Genomic DNA, 18,024 nt, shown 5'->3' on the forward strand with positions numbered 1-18,024 from the left:
AGAAAAAAGTGTCGGTGGGACAGTGCGGCGGGACGGTCGGCGCACGGCCGACGTCATGCGCAGGGAATCCGAGGTCCTGCCGTTCCGGGGTCAGTTCGACTTCAGCGCCACCTTGGCGACCTCGGCCATCCAGCTGGACGCGACGGGCAAAATCGCGTCGTTGAAATCGTAGCGCGGGCCGTGCAGCTCGGCGCCGTCGCGCAATTCACCGTTGCCGATCCAGGCGAAGGCGCCGGGGCACTGCTTGAGGAAGAAGGCAAAATCCTCGCCGGCCATGCTCGGCGCGAGATCGCGTCGCACCTCGGTCTGCACCCTCTCCGCGGCAAGGCGCGCCAGGCCCGCCTCGGCAGGCGTGTTGACCACCACGCCGACGCCCATGACGATTTCGGGCGTGACCTTGACGCCGAAGGTCGTTGCAATGCCTGCGCAGACCTCTCCGATCCGCGCCAGGATGACGTCCTTCACCGCGTCGCGATGATACCGCAGCGTGCCGCCGATGGTGACGCGTCCCGCGATCTGGTTGCGCGCCGTGCCGCCTTCGAGCGTACACAGCGAGAGCACGGCGGTGTCGAGCGGATCGATGCTGCGCGACACGACCGATTGCAGCGCCACGATCAGGTGTCCCGCCGCCATGACGGGATCGCGGGTCAGATGCGGCATGCCGGCATGTCCGGCATGGCCGTCGATGGTGATGCTGACGCGTCCGCCGGAAGCCATCACGACGCCGTCGTGGACCGCGATGGTGCCGGCTGCGAGCCCCGGCCAGTTGTGGAAGCCGAACACCCGCGTCATCGGAAAGCGGTCGAACAGGCCCGCCCCGACCATCGCGCGCGCGCCGCCAAGGCCTTCCTCGGCCGGCTGGAAGATGAAGTCGACGGTGCCGCTCCAGCCGGTGTCGGCCACCAGCAGCGCGGCCGCGCCGAGCAGCGAGGCGGTGTGCCCGTCATGACCGCAGGCATGCATCACGCCTGATGTCGTCGAGGCGTAGGGCAGGCCGGTGTCCTCGGTGATCGGCAGCGCATCCATGTCGGCGCGCAGGCCGACGCGGCCCTGCGCCGCCCCTCGCGTCAGCGTCGCAACGACGCCGTGGCCGCCGATGCCCGCTTCGAAGGGAATGCCGAGCTCGGTGAGCTTCTCCTGCACGAAGGCCGAGGTGGCCTTCTCGTGGAGGCCCAGTTCCGGGTGCGCATGCAGATGCCGGCGCCACTGGGTCAGTTTCTGGTGCAGCTCGGGGGGCAAGGCGGGGATCTTTCGTAAGGAGGGCCGGCTAATGCCAGCATAGCCGAATATTGAGCCGACCCGTCAAGCGCCTGCGAGTGTCTCGCGTGCAGCAACATCGTCATGGCCGGGCATAGCCGTCCGAAGGACGGCGTCGCTTCCGCTCGCCTATGACCCGGCCATCCACGTCTTGCTTCGGCCATGACGGATTGCCCTACGGCGAGAGCTTCGCCAGTCCTTTCCAGTCGAAGCTGATGCCATGGCCCGGCCGGTCCGGCGCCACGGCCTTGCCGTCCGCGAGCACCAGCGGGTGCTCGATATACTTGTCCAGCCCGAATCCATGCGCTTCCAGATACGAGCGGTTCGGACAGGCCGCGAGCAGATGCACCGTGATGTCGTGCGCGCCGTGGCTGGTGACCGGGAGATTGAACGCCTCCGCCAGCCGCGCGATCTTCATGAACGCACTCACGCCGCCGCAATTGGTGACGTCAGGCTCGGGATAGGATACCGCGCCCGCGACGATGTAGTTCTTGAACTCCCACAGCGAGCGCAGATTCTCGCCGGCCGCGATCGGCACGCCGCCGGCCTGCATGATGCGGGCATGGCCCGCGACGTCGTCGGGGATAACAGGCTCCTCGAGCCAGGTGAGGTCGTAGGGGACGAAGGCGCGGGCGGCGCGAATCGCGTCCTCGACCGTCCATTTCATGTTGGCGTCCGCCATCAGCGGAAAGCCGTCGCCGAGATGTTTGCGCATGGCCGCGACGCGCGCGACGTCGGATTTGAGATCGGGCCGGCCGACCTTCATCTTGATGGCGCGAAAGCCCTTGGCGAGATTGCCGTCGGTCTGCGCGAGCAGCGCCTCGACGGAGAGATCGAGGTCGATGCCGCCGGCATAGCAGGGCACGTGCGCATCGAAGCCGCCGAGCAGGCGGAACAGAGGCAATTTCGCGCGCCGCGCCTTCAGGTCCCACAACGCGATGTCGAGCGCGGACAGTGCCAGCACCGCCGGTCCGCCGCGCCCGCCATAATGCAGGCCCCACCAGACGTGATGCCAGATCGCCTCGGTGTCGTCGGCCTCGCGTCCTTCGACGAGTGGCGGGATCTCGCGTTTGAGGATGTCGGCAGTCGCCCCGCCATTGCGCCCGACCGTGTAGGTGTAGCCGACGCCCTCGGCGCCGTCGGCATCGCGGATGCGGCAGGTGATCAGCTCGAACGCCGCGATCTCGCCATGCGTCGAGTCCGACAGCGTGACGGGGAGGGGGATCCGGTAGAACCCGGTCTCGATTGTCGAGATGCGTGCCATGTTTCCTTCCTGCTTTTCCTTGCAGGCTAGGCCGACAGGCATCGGCGGGCAACCGCGGGCGATGCAGGGCAGTTCTGTAGGATGGGTAGAGCGAAGCGAAACCCATCATCTTCGTTACCGCGGCGATGGGTTTCGCTGCACTCTCCCCATCCTGCGGACGACTTCATGCGAAGAAACGACGCAGCTCCGCCGCAACGCGAATCGGGTCGCCTTCGTTGTCTGCCGCGATGTGTCCGGCGCCCTTGAATTCAACGCGCGTCGCGTTCGGCAGGATCGCGGCGAGAGCATCGAGAGCGGTGGCGAGATAGCCCTGGCTCCGATCGCCGCCAAGCAGCAGCGTTTCCGTGCTCAAGCTCCTGAAGCGGTCAAGGTCGCCGGCTTTCTCCGCAATCAGCTCGATGTCGTAGTGGACCGTGGGGATGAGCGTGGCCAGAGGCGGCCCGTTGCCAACGGCCGCGTTGGGACGGAGCCGCATCATCATGGCGAAGAACGATTTAAGGACAGGCGCAGGGAGCCTTGTCATGATCTCGTTGTCGCCGGTGCCTTTGAGCACGGCAACAAGGGCGCCCGGCAGATCCCCCTTCGCCAGGGCCGCCTCATAGCCAGCGGCCCAGTAGCGCGGCTGGACCCCGCCGAATTCGAGCGGCGGCTCGTAAAGCGTGAGGCGCGCGATCGCCGGATTGGCGAGCGCGGTGTGCATGGCAACCAAGGCCCCGGCGCTCAATGCAAACACATTTTGTGCGCCCGTCTCGGCGAGAAGCCGGCCGAGATCATCGATCTCGGTCGCCATGCAGTGGTCGGGCCGGAACGGTCCGCTCAGACCACGACCGCGCCGGTCCGGGATGAGAACGGTGAAGCGGTCGGCCAGCGCTGCGCCAAGGTCAGTAAAGCTCGCTGCGCTCTGCAGCGCGCCATGGAGCAGCACCAGTCCGGGGCCTGAGCCCAGTTGCCGATATCCAATGACGGTGCCGTCATTGGCGACAAATGATCTCTCTGAGCTCACGCGCGACGCGCCTCACCGCATCGTCGCGAGCTGCACGGCCAGCGCGCAGGCGCGGTCGTATTCGTCGAGGTTGATCCACTCGTCGATCGTGTGCGCCTCGTTCTGGCCGGCACCGAAGGTCACGGTGGGAACGCCGTGGCGGACCATCCAGTTGGCATCGAGGCCGCCATTGGCGGTGCGGACGTTCGGGGTGCCGCCGACCGCGGACACCGCCTCGACCGCGCGTTTGACGACGGGGAGATTGTCCTTCATGCGGAACGGAAAATAGTCGGTCTCGGCCTTGAACTTGATCTTGCCGGACTTGCCCTGCGCGTTCGTCACCTTCTTGGCGGCCTTCTCGAACGCGGCCTTGTAGGCCTTGGTGATCTCCTTGAAGAACTTTCCGTCGTGGCTGCGGCTCTCGCCGCGCACATGGACGTAGTCGGTGACGACGTTGGTGGCATCGCCCGCCGGGCGGCCCTCGCCGCCGGTGACGGGGCCGACATTGCTGGTGCCTTGGCTCTTGCCCTTCACGACCTTGCCGAACCAGCCGCTGGACTTCACGTCTGCAAGCGCGAGCGCCATGATCATGGTCGAGGAGATGCCGCGCTCCGGTGCAACGCCGGCATGCGAGGCGCGGCCGAAGATCTCAACATTCCAGCGGTCCGCGCCGACGGCGCCGATGATGACGTTGGAGGCCGAGCCGCCGTCATAGTTGAAGGCCATCGCCGGCGAGCCGAGCTCGTCCAGCTTGACGTGGCGCGCGCCGTAGAGCCCGCTCTCCTCGCGCACGCAGAACAGCAGCGTGATCGGGGGATGATCGAGCTTCTGCTTGGCGAGCTCGGCGGCCAGCGTCACCAGCACGCCGCAGCCGCAGCGGTTGTCGCCGCCGAGCGCGGTCTTGGCCTCGTTGACGATCTTGCGGCCGGATTTCTTCGGCTTGGCGCCGGCACACAGCGGCACGGTGTCCATGTGGGTCATGAACATGATGCGCGGCTGGTTGTGCAGCGCGCCGCGGCCGGGCAGGTCGACGATGAGGTTACCGGTCTCGGTCGGCACGGGAATGCGGGTGTTGGCGTCGTCGAGCCGGATCGCCTTGGACGGCACGCCGCTCTCCTTCAGCGCAGCGGTGAGCTCACGCCCGATCGCCGCCTCCTGTCCGGTGACGCCCTCGACGGAGAGGAAGCGCATGAGGCGATCGGTGGCGGCTTTGGTATCGACAGGCATGAGATGGTCCTTTGATGCACGGTACGCGTCAGCATCCTTCGCTGCGCCGTGTTTCGCAAGGCCTCTCGGACAGTCCGGTGAGTTTTAGGGCGGGGCAGGGACGACCGCATCAAAGCCACGGCGGCTGTTGGCGGCGGCGCGCCGAACACGACGCGCCGCCGACGCTTTCGGCACAAAAATCAGTATCGCGCGACGAGCGGGGCGACAGCCGTATTGAATCGCCAATTCACGCCGAGCATGACGGTTTGCATGTTCTGCCGGACGCTCGCCGGGAAGAAGGGAGTAGCACATCCGGGACTGCTGGTGCAGTTCAGGGTGTAGCCGTTCGTTCCAAAGTCGAAATAATTGTATTCGGCCTTCAACGACAGGTTTGGCAGCAGCGCATATTCGAGGCCGGCGCCGACGACGAATCCCGTCACATCGCGCGACCCCTTGAAATCAACCGAGAAGGCGGCGAAATCGGTCTGCGTCATCTGATAATTGAAGTGAGCGAAGGCGGCGCCGCCCTTGGCGTAAAACAGCACGCGATCGAAGGCGTAGCCGATGCGGCCGGTCGCGGTGGCGACGCGATCGAGCTGGGTCGTCAGCAGGAAGCCGGCGGCGCCGCCCGGAATCAGTGTCGTGCTGGTGTCCTTCATGTCGGCCCAATCGAACTGGCCTTCGAGGCCGACCACCAGGGAGCCGACCTGATAGTCGCAGCCCCCTTGCACGCCAGCGAGCCAGCCGCTGTTGTGATCGGCATTGAATGTTTGCCCGACGATGGGCTGCTGCTCGTTGACCCCGCGGCCACCGCCGCCATTGCCGCCGACATAGCAACCGGTCCAGGAGAACGCCGGGGCCGCAGGCGCCGCCTTGTACGGCATCGACACGTCCGCCGCCATGGCCGAGGTCAACGTCGAAACGGCCAGCGCAATGGCGCTGAAAAGGGTTTTGGTGGTCATGCGAGGATCTTCCTTCAACTAACGGCAATGGCGCCTGAGGCGCATCGTGCGTGTCGGCATCGCACAGGCCAGCGACTTCATCTGGTGAGTTGTCCGACTTCGCGATCCGGTCACAATATCCGGCGAGTCATGCGGCGGCTGTAACCACCGGGTCACAGTGGAAATAACGGCCACTGCAGGTTGCGACTTTTCACAGAGGCTGGCGCGACAGGACGAATCGGGAGCATCCCCTGCGCCACGCTGTTGTACGAGGCTGCTTCACGCAGTGCGCGTATAGGCCAGGAAGATCAGCGCGCCCAGAAGAAGCGCCGCCGCCATGAACAGCAGCACCGCCGGCAGCCCCGCGAACGCCGCCACCGCGCCCGTCATCGACTGCATCAGGGCGGCGCCGAGGAAGAAGGCGAGGTTGATCGCCGCGAGCGCCTTGCCCGCGGTTTGCGCATCGACCAGCTGCCGCGACATGCCGAACAGCAGCGGCTGGGCGGAGGTCGCAAGGCCGATGAGCACGAACAGCACGAGATCATATTGCTGCGGCATCACGGGCACGCCGAACAGCATCGAGACCGCATAATGCGGCGCCCCCAGCGCCATCAGCGCCAGCAGCAGCGCGCCGACCATATGCGTGCCCGCCACCAGCTCGCGGCGGCGACTGAGCCTGCGGTCGATCATGCCGATGCACAGGGGACCTGCGATCATAGCCAGCGTGAATGCGCCGAGCTGGTTGCCGGCCTCGACCCGCGTCAGTCCCTTGATCTCCATCAGCCAAGGTCCGCCCCACAGGCCGCGCAGCACCAGCGAGGTCGCAAGCGACACCAGCGCCAGCGCGATCAGGCCACGCAGGGGGCGCGAGAGCCCGAGCCGCAGCACCTCGATCATCTGCGACAGCGGCGAGGACTCGTCCTTGTGCTCGGCCGGTTGCCTCGGCACCAGCAAGAACACGGCGAGCGCGACGAGGACGCCGCCGAGCGCCGAGATCCAGAATCCGGCGCGCCAGCCGTAATGATCGACCACGAAGGCGAGCGGGCTCGACGACAGCAGCATGCCGATATTGCCGATCGAGAGGATCGCGCCGGACCATAGCCCGAACCGCACCGCCGACAATTGCTTGGCCGCCAGCGTCATCGGGCACATCAGCATGCCCGACGTCGCGATGCCCAGCATCACCTGCCCGACCGCAAAGCTTTCCGGCCCCGTCGCGAATCCCGACGCGATGGCGCCGATCACGGTTCCCATAAGCAGGCTCAGCGACACCGGCCGCACGCCAAAGCGATCCATCGCCGCACCGACCGGGATCTGCGCGGCGGCAAAGGCAAAGGGATAGACCGAGGTGAGGCTCGCCAGCGCCTGCGGCTCGATGTGGAAATCCGCCGCCATCAGGTCGAGGCTGACGGCGGGAATCGTGCGCAGCAAGGTCGAGAGCATGTGCCCGCAGGCGAGCGCAAGCAGCGCAAAGATCAGCGCGCGGGTGCCATCTCCCGCGTTATCAGTAGCAACCGCACTCATCAGCGTCCCGTCCCGGCGAGGGTTTCGGCCGGGTTACACGATTGGCGGGACGGTGCCAATGGGGGAGGGCCGATCCGGTGCGCGATGCTTTGTGTCTTCCGGAGCCCCGCTGATCGAGCCATGCCCCGCGTCGATGCCGCTGAAATTGCGATTCGTCGTTACGTCGCCAGTTGATGACGGGCGCTGTTCAATTCCTGCATTCCGATTTATCGAAGCACAGGTTCGATTGCTCGAGCCTGGAAAAGTCCTCTGTTGCAATGAATACGAGAAGTCCGAGCAGAACCATTGCTGCGATGTTGGAACGCATGCTGGGGCGGTTCTCGACAGTGGCGCGATGGTGTTCGAACTTCGAGAGGTCCAGCATGCGCAAGATGTTGTCGGGCCGTGCATCATCAGCCGGATCTCGGCCGCCTCCCGATCGCGTTCGAAACGGTACGACATTTCCCCGGTGGTTCGGTTGATCAGCCTTCATCCCGCGCCTCGTTCCCATCAAGCAGCGCTTGCTGAATTTCAATGATAGGGCCTGACTTGAGGCGAGCGGTCCTGAAATTCGCGATTGTTGGCGCAATTCAGCGTGATGCCGCGGTGACCTCTCACGTCTCTCCATTTCGTTTCTGTTTGTTTCTGCCTGTCCTTCGTTGGACGGCTTTGATCGAGCGACTGCGTTTTGCGACGAGCGAACATGAAAATTTGTACAGATTTTCGCACGCGATCGTCATTTTGACGCTGGGATTTTGTCCGCGATACTTCCAATCAGAGGCGGCGGTTTCACCTGCAATCAGTCGAGTCACCCGTAGGCAGGTACAAACAGTTAGAGGGCCATCAATTTGTCAACGCGACCGAAGCTCAGCGTTGCGCTGTTTGGAATCCTTGCAATAGCCGCGGTGGCCTATGGCGTGTGGTATGAGCTCCTCGGGGGCGTCAAGCCAGCCGCAGCGGCCGCCCAAAGCGCTGCCAGTCAGGCCGCGGCGAAGATTCCCGTCACCTCGTTCGTAGTGAAGAAGGCCGACTTTCCCGTGCGCGCCTACGGTCTCGGAGTCGTCTCGCCGTTCAAGACGGTGACGGTCAAGAGCCGCGTCGACGGTCAGATCATCAAGGTGTTCTTCAAACAGGGGCAGATGGTGAAGGAGGGCGATCCACTTCTGGAGATCGATCAACGCCCCTTTACCGCGGCTCTCGAGCAGGCGGTGGCGAAGAAGGCCCAGGACGAGGCCAATCTAAGGAACGACCGCTTGAACCTGGAGCGCTTTCAGAAGCTCGCGAAGCAGCAATTCGAGACCCAGCAAAATCTCGATACCCAGCAGGCCCTGGTCGATCAGATGATCGCGCAGGTGAAGGGCGACCAGGCCGCCATCGACAATGCGCAGACCAATCTCGGTTACACCTCGATCAAGGCGCCGATCAGCGGACGAACGGGTTTCCGGCTGGTTGACCCCGGCAACATCGTGCATGCCGCGGATACGACGGGGATCGTCACCATCGCCCAGCTGCAGCCGATCGCAGTGCAGTTCACGGAGCCTGAAGAGCAATTGCAGGCCATCGACAAGGCCTTTGACACCGGCGAGGTGCCGGTCGAGGCGCTGACCTCGGACGGAACCAGGACACTGTCGCAAGGCAGGCTCGTGGTCATGGACAATTCGGTGAACCAGGCCACCGGGACCATCAGCCTGAAAGCGCGCTTCGACAACAAGGACAATGCGCTGTGGCCCGGCCTGTCGGTGACCACGCGGATGCTGATCGATACGCGCAAGGACGTCATCGTCGTGCCGCAGGATGGCGTGCAGCACGGGCCGTCGGGTCTGTTCGCCTATGTGATAGGCGACAATGGCAAGGTCAGCGCGAGGCCGATCAAGGTCAGCCAGAGCGGCGATGCAAATGCCGTGGTCTCCGAAGGCCTGAACGTCGGAGACAGGATCGTGGTGGCCGGACAGTCACGCCTGTTCGATGGCGCACTGGTCGACGACAAGCCCCAGGCCGCGCCGACGGCGGATGCGAGCGCCAGCACTGCTCAGGCCAATAGCGGAACCAAGACCACCGGATCGGCTGACTGACATGGCTGGCGGTATCTCGGCTCCCTTCATTCGCCTCCCCATCGCGACGTCGCTGCTGATGGTCGGCATCGTCTTCGTCGGGATCATCGCCTATCCGCAATTGCCGGTGGCGCCGCTGCCGGAAGTCGACTTCCCCACCATCCAGGTCTCCGCCAACCTTCCCGGCGCGGATCCGGAAACGATGGCTTCTTCGGTGGCGCAACCGCTCGAATCGCAGTTTGCGCTCATTCCCGGCGTCTCGGAGATGACGTCGCAGAGCCAGACCAGCTCGACCCAGATCGTTCTGCAGTTCGATCTCTCGCGCAACATCGATGGCGCCGGCTCCGACGTGCTCGCCGCCATCAATGCCGCGAGCGGGCAATTGCCCAAGAACATGCCGACCCCGCCGACCTACAGAAAGGTCAATCCGGCCGACTCGCCCATTCTCACGCTCGGTGCCACCTCGACGACGCTGCCGATGACGCAGGTGTCCGACGAGACCTACACCAAGCTCGCGCAGGCGATCAGCCATATCAGCGGCGTCGGCCAGGTCAGTGTCGGTGGACAGCAGGCGCCGTCGATCCGTGTCCAGATCGATCCCGCCAAGCTGGTCGCCAAGGGCCTGTCGCTGGAGGATGTGCGCACCCCGCTCTCGGTGATCACCGTCAACAATCCCAAGGGAACCCTCAACGGCGACACGCGCACCTACACCGTCTATGCCAACGATCAGTTCACCAAGGCCGAGGCCTGGAACGACATCGTCATCGCCTATCGGAACGGCAGTCCCGTCCGTGTCGGCGACATCGGCCATGCCGTCAGTGCGCCGCTGGACAATACCCAGTACGGCTGGGTCGACGGCAAGCCCGGGGTGTTCCTGGTCATCTTCAAGCAGCCCGGCGCCAACGTCATCGACACCGTCGACAGCGTCATGAAGCAGCTGCCGCATCTGCAGGCCGGCATTTCGCCGGCCATCAAGGTCTCGGTGCTGTCGGACCGCACGCAGACGATCCGCGCGGCGGTGAAGGACGTGCAGTTCACGCTGCTGCTGACGATCGGCCTCGTCGTGATGGTGATCTTCGTCTTCCTGCGCAGCGTCTGGGCCACCATCATCCCGTCGATCACGGTTCCGCTCGCGCTGCTGGGCGCCTGCGCGCTGATGTGGATAGCCGGCTACAGCCTCGATAATCTGTCACTGATGGCCCTCACCATCGCGGTCGGCTTCGTGGTCGACGATGCCATCGTGATGCTGGAGAACATCACCCGCTACATCGAGGAGGGCGAGACGCCGATGGCCGCCGCGCTCAAGGGCGCCAGCGAAATCGGCTTCACGATCATCTCGATCTCCGTTTCGCTGATCGCGGTCTTGATTCCGCTATTGCTGATGAGCGGGATCATCGGCCGCCTGTTCCGCGAATTTTCGGTGACGCTCGCGATGACGATCGCCGTGTCGGCCCTGGTATCGCTGACGTTGACGCCGATGATGGCGTCGCGCTTCCTCAAATCGCACGACGAGGAGCATCACGGCAGGCTCTATATGCTCAGCGAGCGGATGTTCCAGGCCCTCGTGAACGGCTACGCGCGCGGCCTCGACCTCGTGCTGCGTTTCCGCTTCATCACCTTGATGGTGTTCTTCGCGACGATCGCGCTGACGGTCTATCTCTTCGTGATCATCCCCAAAGGGTTCTTTCCGCAGCAGGATACCGGGCTGATCACCGGAGTCGTCGAAACGTCGCAGGACGTGTCGATCGCCGATATGGCGAAGCACATGCAGGAGATCGGCGCGATCGTGCTGAAGGACCCTGCGATCGACCACATGGCGATGCGGATGGGCGGAAGCGGCAATACGCTCAACGACGGCACGATGTACATTACGTTGAAGCCGCGGGATGAACGCACCGACTCGGCCGACCAGGTCATCCGTCGTCTGCAGGTCCAGACGGCGAAGGTCCAGGGCGCGCGGCTCTATCTCCAGTCGGCGCAGGACGTTCGTGTCGGCGGCCGGGCCTCCCGGACGCAATTTCAGTTCACGCTGCAGTCGACCGACATGGACCAGCTCAACACATGGGCCCCGAAGCTGCTCGCGAAGATGAAGGAGATGCCCGAGCTTCGCGACGTCGCGTCCGACCAGCAGACGTCAGGCACCACGCTGACGCTGTCGATCGACCGCAATCAGGCCGCGCGTTTCGGGATCACGCCCGACGTGATCGACGCGACCCTGTATGACGCATTCGGGCAGCGGGAGATCGCGACATATTTCACCCAATTGTCGACCTACTATGTCGTCCTCGAGGTGCTGCCCTCGCTCCAGAAGAATCCGTCCACGCTGGAGCAGATCTACCTCCGCTCACCGACGACGGGGGGAGAGGTGCCATTGTCGGCGTTCACCAAGTGGACCACGGCTCCAGTGCGGCCGTTGGCCATCAATCACCAGGGCCAGTTTCCTGCGGTGACGATCTCCTTCAATCTCGCGCCCAACGTCGCGCTCGGCCAGGCGACGCAGGCGATCGACGCGATGGAACAGCAGATGAACGTGCCGGCCGCGATCACCTCGACTTTCGCAGGCACGGCGAAGGCATTCCAGGAGTCTCTCTCCTCTGTGCCTTTGCTGATCGTGGCGGCGCTGATCGTGGTCTATCTCATTCTCGGCGTGCTCTACGAGAGCTACATTCACCCCTTGACGATTCTGTCGACCCTGCCGTCGGCCGGTGTCGGTGCTCTGGCGACGCTCCTCATCTTCCATTTCGACTTCAGTTTGATCGGGTTGATCGGCCTCGTCCTGCTGATCGGCATCGTCAAGAAGAACGGCATCATGCTGGTCGACTTCGCGATCGCGGCGGAGCGGGATCAGGGCCTGTCGCCGGTTGAGGCCATTCGAAGGGCATGCCTTCTGCGCTTCCGTCCGATTCTGATGACCACGATGGCGGCGGTGCTCGGCGGCGTGCCGCTGATGCTCGGCCACGGCACCGGCTCGGAGCTGCGTCAACCGCTCGGCTACGCCATGGTCGGCGGTCTCTTGGTCAGCCAGGTCCTGACGCTCTTCACCACGCCGGTTGTCTATCTTTATCTGGACCGTGTCTCGCAATGGTTCAGTCCGAAACCACACGCAGGAAGCGATCCTCAGGAAGAGGACGTTGTCGACGACGGCGATCTGGACGTCGTCGAAAAGCTGGACCCGAAGAAATCAAGGGTCTTTGCGGCAGAATGACTGTTTGACATCCGCGCCGACGACGGCGAGCGCGGCGATCTGGCTCATGTATGCATGGCCAACGCGCGGCGGCTAACCATGCGCAAATTCGGACTGGTTGTACCTGATTTTCGTGATTGTCGGACCGTTTGACGATCAGCATTTCAGCTTCCGTCTGACAGTCTCCCCCTGCTTCACGCCACCGCCTGGGCAATGAAGTTGCGGACGATCTTCGAGGTCTCGCCACGCCGGAACGCCAGAGCCAAGCGCACGATTGGAGCGATCCCTTTGACCTCACGATAGGTGACGCCGGTTACATGAAGCTGGCGCATTGACGCCGGCACGAGCGAAAAGCCAAGCTCAGCTGCCACCAGGCTGACGACAGAGCTGATCTGCGGCGCGGACTGCCCGAGGGTCGGCTCGAAGCCCGCCCGCCGACAGGCCGCGATGACTGTGTCAACCCAGGCCGATCCGCGCGGCGTCAGAATGAGCGGATCCCCCTTCAGCCTGATAAGATCGATTTCAGTCGACTTCGCCACCGGATGGCTTGCGGGCAATACGACGAGCATCGGCTCGTTGGAGAGACGCCGAAACTGTAGATCGTCCTCGCCCTCATCGGGGCGCAGGAACACCGCGTCCCGCTCTCCTTCCCGAAGGCCCGCAAGGAGGCGGGATGTGCTTGCTTCCTCCAGCGTCAGATCCACATCGGGATAAGCTCGGCGAAACGATCGGATTGTCGAGGTAACAACGGGATTAAATGGTGCCGAGTTGGTAAAGCCCACCCGCAGCGAACCGATTTGACCCCGCGCAGCCCTCTGCGCGGCGCGAATGGAGCGCTCCGCCGGCCTTGTCCGACAAAGCGCTGTCAAAAAAGATTGATGGGCGAAATCGCTTGCAGCCAAGCCGAATACTAGACGATCGGTCTAATTTATGGCACCTCGGAAAAGCGCGGTGAAATCAGCTTTGGTTGGGGCTCGGTCGCTACCGAGCGCTGACTGGTTGATGAGGGAATCTTCAACAAACATCGTCCGACCATATCTTCATGGTTGGGTGGATTTCAGCATGAGAGGTCACGCATGTTTCGCAGTATCGCGCTTGGAATGATGATCACTCTCGCAATGGCTCTAACCGCGCCGGTGGCCATTGCGCAGCAAAAGCACCACGTCAGCTATGATACGCCGGCAACTCAGACGGTATACACCCAACAACACGTCATCGACGTTGGCGACATTCCGGGACATCAAGCTCGGCTCTTCGAAATTCGGCGGACCTATGGTGACGATGCCCCCCTTATCAACGGATCGAGGTTGAAGGAGCAGTGGACACGCGGCATGTCGGACTACATCGACAACAACGGTCCGGCTCTCATCTACAACGTTTGGATACTGGAGAACGGGGAGAAGTTTTTTGTCAGGACATCTCTGGTCGCTCAAAGCAGTGGAGATGGGAAACTTACGAACATGACATCGGGCGTCATTACCGGTGGCACGGGTAGCCTCGCCAGAATGCGTGGCATCATCAGCAGTCATGGCCCGTCCGAGCCGAAGGCCGGCACCAATGCAAATCAGACGGACATCGACTATTGGATGGAGTGAGAAGGCCTTCGCCATAGGCGATGGACCGGTGAAAAAGTTGCCGGTCCATCATGTCCGTTCTGATACGGCGTGTCGTGATCAAAAAATGCTCGAAACCAGCCGCTATCCCCTATGGAGAATTCTCATGCCGCACCGTCGAAACGGGCGAATTGTGATGTTCTTGTTTTGCTTGTTCAGCCTGATCTCTACGGCGCGGCCAGTGAGCGCAGAAGTTACCCGGATCGAGTTCACGTCGAAGCAGCCTTACGGCACATTTCGCGCCGGCGACTATGTGATCTGGCAGGGCAAGATCCGCGGCGACCTATCGCCGCAAGAAGCCATCCCTGGGATCAACAAGGCGCCGCGCAATGAACGCGGGCGCGTCGACTACGCGGCGAAGGTCATTCTCATGATGCCGGCGGCTCCGCGCGGGGAAAACGGCGCGTTGCTGGTAGACGTACCCAACCGCGGGCAAGTCTGGGCCGAGGCGATCTACAACTCGCCACGCGACGTGCGGTTTCTCCCGGGCACGCTGGAGCAGGGCACCGGCTTTCTTCAAGACCATGGTTTCGCGGTTGCGGAGGTATTTTGGGAGCTTGGACAGAGTGCGGACCTGCCTTCGTTCGCTGACGCCGATGGCAAGACACGGTTCGTCGAGGGAGTGGGCTTTGCGATCGTCCGCGATGCCGCGGATTTCTTCGCGCATGCAGCTTCTGACAAGGGTGGAACGCCCAACCCGCTCAAGGGAGCGATCAACCGCGTGCTCGCGAGCGGCAGGTCGCAGGATGGACGATTCCTGAAGACCTTTCTCCTGAACGGCTTCAACATGATGGGCAACCGGCGCGTCTTCGACGGAATGCATGTGTTCGTCTCGGCCGCTGGCCTTCTACCGATCCTGCAGACGGGCCTTGGACCAATGTCGAGCGCCGAGGGGGCTCCAACATTCGACAACCCGGATTTTCCCGGCGTGAATGACGGACCGCTCACGATCGGGGAGATCACGGCCAAGGTCGAGGCGCGCGGCGAGGTGCCTCCGAGGACGATACTCGTGAGCTCCACCACGGACTACTATTCGCTGCGCGCTTCGCTTGGCCGCACGGGCGCGTCCGGAACCGCGGATCAGCCACTGCCCGCCAATGTGCGGATGTACGATATCGCGGGAGGCCCGCATATACCCGCCCCCAAGGCACCGGCCTGCACACTGACGCCAGGCCGCCTCGATTGGTCGCCGCTGTCGCGGGCCCTCCTGCTGCACCTTGATGCCTGGGTAAGCCGCGGCACCAAGCCGCCCGCCAGCGAGCTGATGTCGCTTGAAGCCGCGGGCGGCGAGCCACCTGCGCTGCGCGCCCCGACTCGGCTTTCCGCCGCAGTGATACAAGTGCCAAAGCGCGATCAGGACGGCAATGCGCTCGGCGGCGTGCGGCTGCCGGATGTCGCGGTGCCGACCGGCACCAATGGCGCCCAGAACCAGCCGCAGACATTCACCTGCATGCTGATCGGGTCCTTCTCGCCATTCGCAGCGACGAAAGCGGAACGAGAGCGTACCGGTGACGCCCGCCCGTCGATCGAAGAGCGCTATCACGGCCGCGACGATTACGTGAACCGGATCCGGATCGCCGCCCAGGATCTGCTAGCGCGTGGGTTTCTGCTGCCGGAAGACGCGGCAGTGATCGTTCAGGAAGCCGCGTCGACTAACCTGTTCGCGCCCGCACCAACGAATGCCGAGCCACGTTGAGTGAGCCAAGCCGGAGCCTAGGCCTACCACCGAACTGGTGGATGGAGTGAGAGGGTTTCCGCCACCTGCAGAACGCCGCATCACGGGCAGTTTGCTTCTTCTAGACGATCGGTCTATTACGATTTGCATGAGCAAGACGCTGCCTCGCCGCCGTCGCGGGCGACCTCCTAAGGAACTTGCCGGCACCAGCGCGACCCGTGACGCGCTTGTCCGTGCAGGTGTCGTTATGCTGACGGAGAAGGGCTATTCCGCGACGGGGATCGAGGAAGTCTTGCGGAGCGTCGACGTGCCAAAGGGGTCGTTCTACCACTACTTTCCGAGCAAAGAGGCATTTGGAGCGGAGCTGATCGACAGCTACGCTGGCTACTTTTCGCGAAAGCTCGACAGCTTCTTCCTGAACGAGCAGCATTCCCCGCTCGAAAGGCTCAGAAGTTTTACCGACGATGCTACGTCCGCCATGAAGCGCTTCCGTTATGCGCGAGGCTGTTTGGTGGGCAATCTTGGGCAGGAGATGAGCGTACTTCCACAATCATTTCGCCAGCAGCTGTTCGATGTGTTCATCGACTGGCAGCAGCGCACTGCCAAGTGCTTGAGAGCTGCCCAGGCTACTGGTGCAATCTCTTCCAACCAAGATTGCGACTGGCTTGCCGAGTTCTTCTGGATCGGTTGGGAGGGCGCGGTTCTTCGCGCCAAACTCGAACGCCGTTCCGAACCGCTTCATTCCTTCTCGAAGGGCTTTTTCAAGCTCCTCGGTGAATGAGTCGTTTTTCGTGTAGATGGCCGAAGGCACAATCCACCACACTATCTCCGCGCTATCATTTCAACCGACTTGATCAGCCGCTCGCGCTCGGCCGCGAGAGCCTGCCGATCTAGAGCATCCCGTTGAGCTGATCGATCTCATGCTCGTGGCAAACGGCGCTAAGGTTGCGATTCTTGGTTTTGCAAGTGCATCCCCGAGTTGATCTGAATAAATGTCGCCTTCTGGCCCATCGCGACCTCTTGCCTTGCCGCACGAACCTGGTCGCTATTGGGGCAACGCAGACGTAGCCTTCGCATCACGCCGCGGGGTTTATGGGCACACGGCCTAGCCCAGCTCCTGCAGCAGCTTCCGCGTCTCGCCCAGCAACGCCCGTATCGCCCTTCGTTCTGCGATCCGGTCCTGCGTGAATAGCCCATGCTTCCGCGCATTTTGATTTCCCTTCGGTGCGCCTGATCTCGCGGCGCTGCCATGCATGCGGCAGCGGGTCTTGCCGTGCACCGCCGGCGCGAGGCAGGCGCTGCCGCTGCGTGTCCTGGCGCCGCAGCGCGGACTCGCCAGCATCGCAGCCATGTTGCGGGGGTGATCGCCGCTCATGCGGTGGCACCTTGTGCGGCATCGACCAGTTCATGTTCGCCTTCGCCGGCTTCGCGAGGCGAGACCGATCCTGCTCCCATCGGCGTGTCCGCGACGCTTTGCTCCGTTACGATCATGCCCGTGTGCTGGACGGGGTGGCTCGCGATGGCTCCTGCGCCATCCTGCACCGTCAGACTCTCCACCGTGATCGCCCGCTCGCCATTGTTGCGGTACCGGTTGAGCGCCTCGACCTGGGCCGGAAAGATTCGCGCCAGCTTGGCGAGCGCGCGTGACGCGCTGTCCTGCCGCGGGATGTCGTCAGCGAAGGCGAGGCGATGGGCGCAGCGCATCGCCAGGACGTGAATGGAGACCATCTGTGCCGCCAGCATGGCCTCGATGGAATCCCGCGGCGCGATGCTCTTCATCATCGAGATCATGAAGGCGAGATTGGCCTCGTCCGGCTTCTGCGCAGTCACGCTGGCCTTCACCAATTGCTTCAGGATGCCTTGCAACGCGTCACGGTCGACGGCACCGAGCGCGTCGGCTAGCAGCCGTTCGCCGGTTCTCGGGTCGGGATGATCGATGGCAATGCGCCGCCTGTAGAGTTTGACGCGCGGGCTCGCAGCCGGGTCGCTGCGATCGTTTGCCGCAACCGGCGGCGTGGTGTGGCGATCGGGGGATGTCGTCATGTGTCGTGTCCTTTACCGGCGCAGGTGCGCGAACGACCGCTCGCGTGCTGCGCGGCTACGAATTTTGAGATGTCGATGAGAGGCTTGCGCGCGATCGCGGCGAGTCGCCCGAGGAGCGGGCGGCCTGGACGCTGGCGATTGTTGCGATGATGCCATCATGCCGGTGTTTTGCCCGACGTGTCAAACTGCATTTCGTGGTATCCGAAGGTTCTTGTCCTGCGCAAGTCCTTGTCCTGACAGGGGCCGGCTACTGTGCATGGGGTTGTTTTCGCATTTTTTGTTTGGATGCGGCTCTCGCGTGCCGC

15 protein-coding genes are annotated in these 18,024 nt (G+C 63.4%); 5 read left to right on the plus strand and 10 right to left on the minus strand.

From position 1 onward, the window contains the following. Positions 1-90: 90 nt before the first annotated feature. The 7 genes from AB7245_RS11610 to AB7245_RS11640 form a co-directional block, all read right to left on the minus strand. Positions 91-1,239: an amidohydrolase gene (locus AB7245_RS11610; RefSeq protein ID WP_085404523.1), complete on the minus strand. Its 1,149-nt coding sequence runs from the start codon at positions 1,237-1,239 to the stop codon at positions 91-93. Between the two features lie 193 nt (positions 1,240-1,432). Continuing rightward, positions 1,433-2,521 carry a mandelate racemase/muconate lactonizing enzyme family protein gene (locus AB7245_RS11615; RefSeq protein ID WP_085404563.1) on the minus strand — a complete coding sequence of 363 codons (1,089 nt, stop codon included), beginning with the start codon at positions 2,519-2,521 and terminating at the stop codon, positions 1,433-1,435. A 163-nt stretch (positions 2,522-2,684) separates the two neighbouring features. Continuing rightward, positions 2,685-3,446: an alpha/beta fold hydrolase gene (locus tag AB7245_RS11620; protein WP_201266257.1), complete on the minus strand. Its 762-nt coding sequence runs from the start codon at positions 3,444-3,446 to the stop codon at positions 2,685-2,687. A 90-nt stretch (positions 3,447-3,536) separates the two neighbouring features. Next, positions 3,537-4,730, minus strand: a complete 1,194-nt coding sequence (locus AB7245_RS11625; protein WP_085404521.1) for a M20/M25/M40 family metallo-hydrolase — start codon at positions 4,728-4,730, stop codon at positions 3,537-3,539. A 179-nt stretch (positions 4,731-4,909) separates the two neighbouring features. Continuing rightward, positions 4,910-5,671, minus strand: coding sequence for an outer membrane protein (locus AB7245_RS11630; RefSeq protein WP_085404520.1), 762 nt, complete (start codon positions 5,669-5,671; stop codon positions 4,910-4,912). Positions 5,672-5,929: 258 nt separating this feature from the next. After that, entirely contained in the window at positions 5,930-7,174 is a 1,245-nt protein-coding gene (locus tag AB7245_RS11635; RefSeq protein WP_439034245.1) for an MFS transporter, read from the minus strand. Positions 7,175-7,361: 187 nt separating this feature from the next. After that, on the minus strand, positions 7,362-7,646 hold the full coding sequence (locus AB7245_RS11640; RefSeq protein WP_135215062.1) for a hypothetical protein: 285 nt from the start codon (positions 7,644-7,646) through the stop codon (positions 7,362-7,364). Between the two features lie 355 nt (positions 7,647-8,001). Here AB7245_RS11640 and AB7245_RS11645 point away from each other — a divergent pair, with 355 nt between their 5' ends. Then, complete coding sequence (locus AB7245_RS11645) at positions 8,002-9,225, plus strand: efflux RND transporter periplasmic adaptor subunit (protein ID WP_085404518.1); 1,224 nt, start codon at positions 8,002-8,004, stop codon at positions 9,223-9,225. Between the two features lies 1 nt (position 9,226). After that, complete coding sequence (locus AB7245_RS11650) at positions 9,227-12,409, plus strand: efflux RND transporter permease subunit (protein WP_085404517.1); 3,183 nt, start codon at positions 9,227-9,229, stop codon at positions 12,407-12,409. A 173-nt stretch (positions 12,410-12,582) separates the two neighbouring features. Here the strand turns inward: AB7245_RS11650 and AB7245_RS11655 are convergent, their stop codons facing one another. After that, positions 12,583-13,290, minus strand: coding sequence for a LysR substrate-binding domain-containing protein (locus AB7245_RS11655; RefSeq protein WP_085404516.1), 708 nt, complete (start codon positions 13,288-13,290; stop codon positions 12,583-12,585). A 174-nt stretch (positions 13,291-13,464) separates the two neighbouring features. Here AB7245_RS11655 and AB7245_RS11660 point away from each other — a divergent pair, with 174 nt between their 5' ends. From AB7245_RS11660 to acuR, 3 genes are all read left to right on the plus strand, one after another. After that, positions 13,465-13,983, plus strand: a complete 519-nt coding sequence (locus AB7245_RS11660; protein ID WP_085404515.1) for a hypothetical protein — start codon at positions 13,465-13,467, stop codon at positions 13,981-13,983. A gap of 85 nt (positions 13,984-14,068) precedes the next feature. Continuing rightward, positions 14,069-15,697 carry an alpha/beta hydrolase domain-containing protein gene (locus tag AB7245_RS11665; RefSeq protein WP_439034246.1) on the plus strand — a complete coding sequence of 543 codons (1,629 nt, stop codon included), beginning with the start codon at positions 14,069-14,071 and terminating at the stop codon, positions 15,695-15,697. 127 nt (positions 15,698-15,824) lie between these two features. Then, the gene (gene acuR / locus AB7245_RS11670) at positions 15,825-16,457 is read left to right on the plus strand and encodes an acrylate utilization transcriptional regulator AcuR (RefSeq protein ID WP_085404513.1); all 633 of its coding nucleotides are present in this window, start codon (positions 15,825-15,827) and stop codon (positions 16,455-16,457) included. Positions 16,458-16,781: 324 nt separating this feature from the next. Here acuR and AB7245_RS11675 read toward each other — a convergent pair whose 3' ends face one another. After that, positions 16,782-17,051 (minus strand): HGGxSTG domain-containing protein, encoded by a 270-nt coding sequence (locus AB7245_RS11675; RefSeq protein ID WP_085404512.1) that lies wholly within the window; start codon positions 17,049-17,051, stop codon positions 16,782-16,784. Further along, positions 17,048-17,719 (minus strand): hypothetical protein, encoded by a 672-nt coding sequence (locus AB7245_RS11680; RefSeq protein WP_085404511.1) that lies wholly within the window; start codon positions 17,717-17,719, stop codon positions 17,048-17,050. Before AB7245_RS11680 ends, AB7245_RS11675 begins: the two co-directional genes overlap by 4 nt. Positions 17,720-18,024: the final 305 nt, after the last annotated feature.

The organism is Bradyrhizobium sp. 604_D8_N2_3 (genome assembly GCF_051810765.1).
In the GTDB taxonomy this organism is placed as follows: Bacteria; Pseudomonadota; Alphaproteobacteria; order Rhizobiales; family Xanthobacteraceae; genus Bradyrhizobium; species Bradyrhizobium barranii.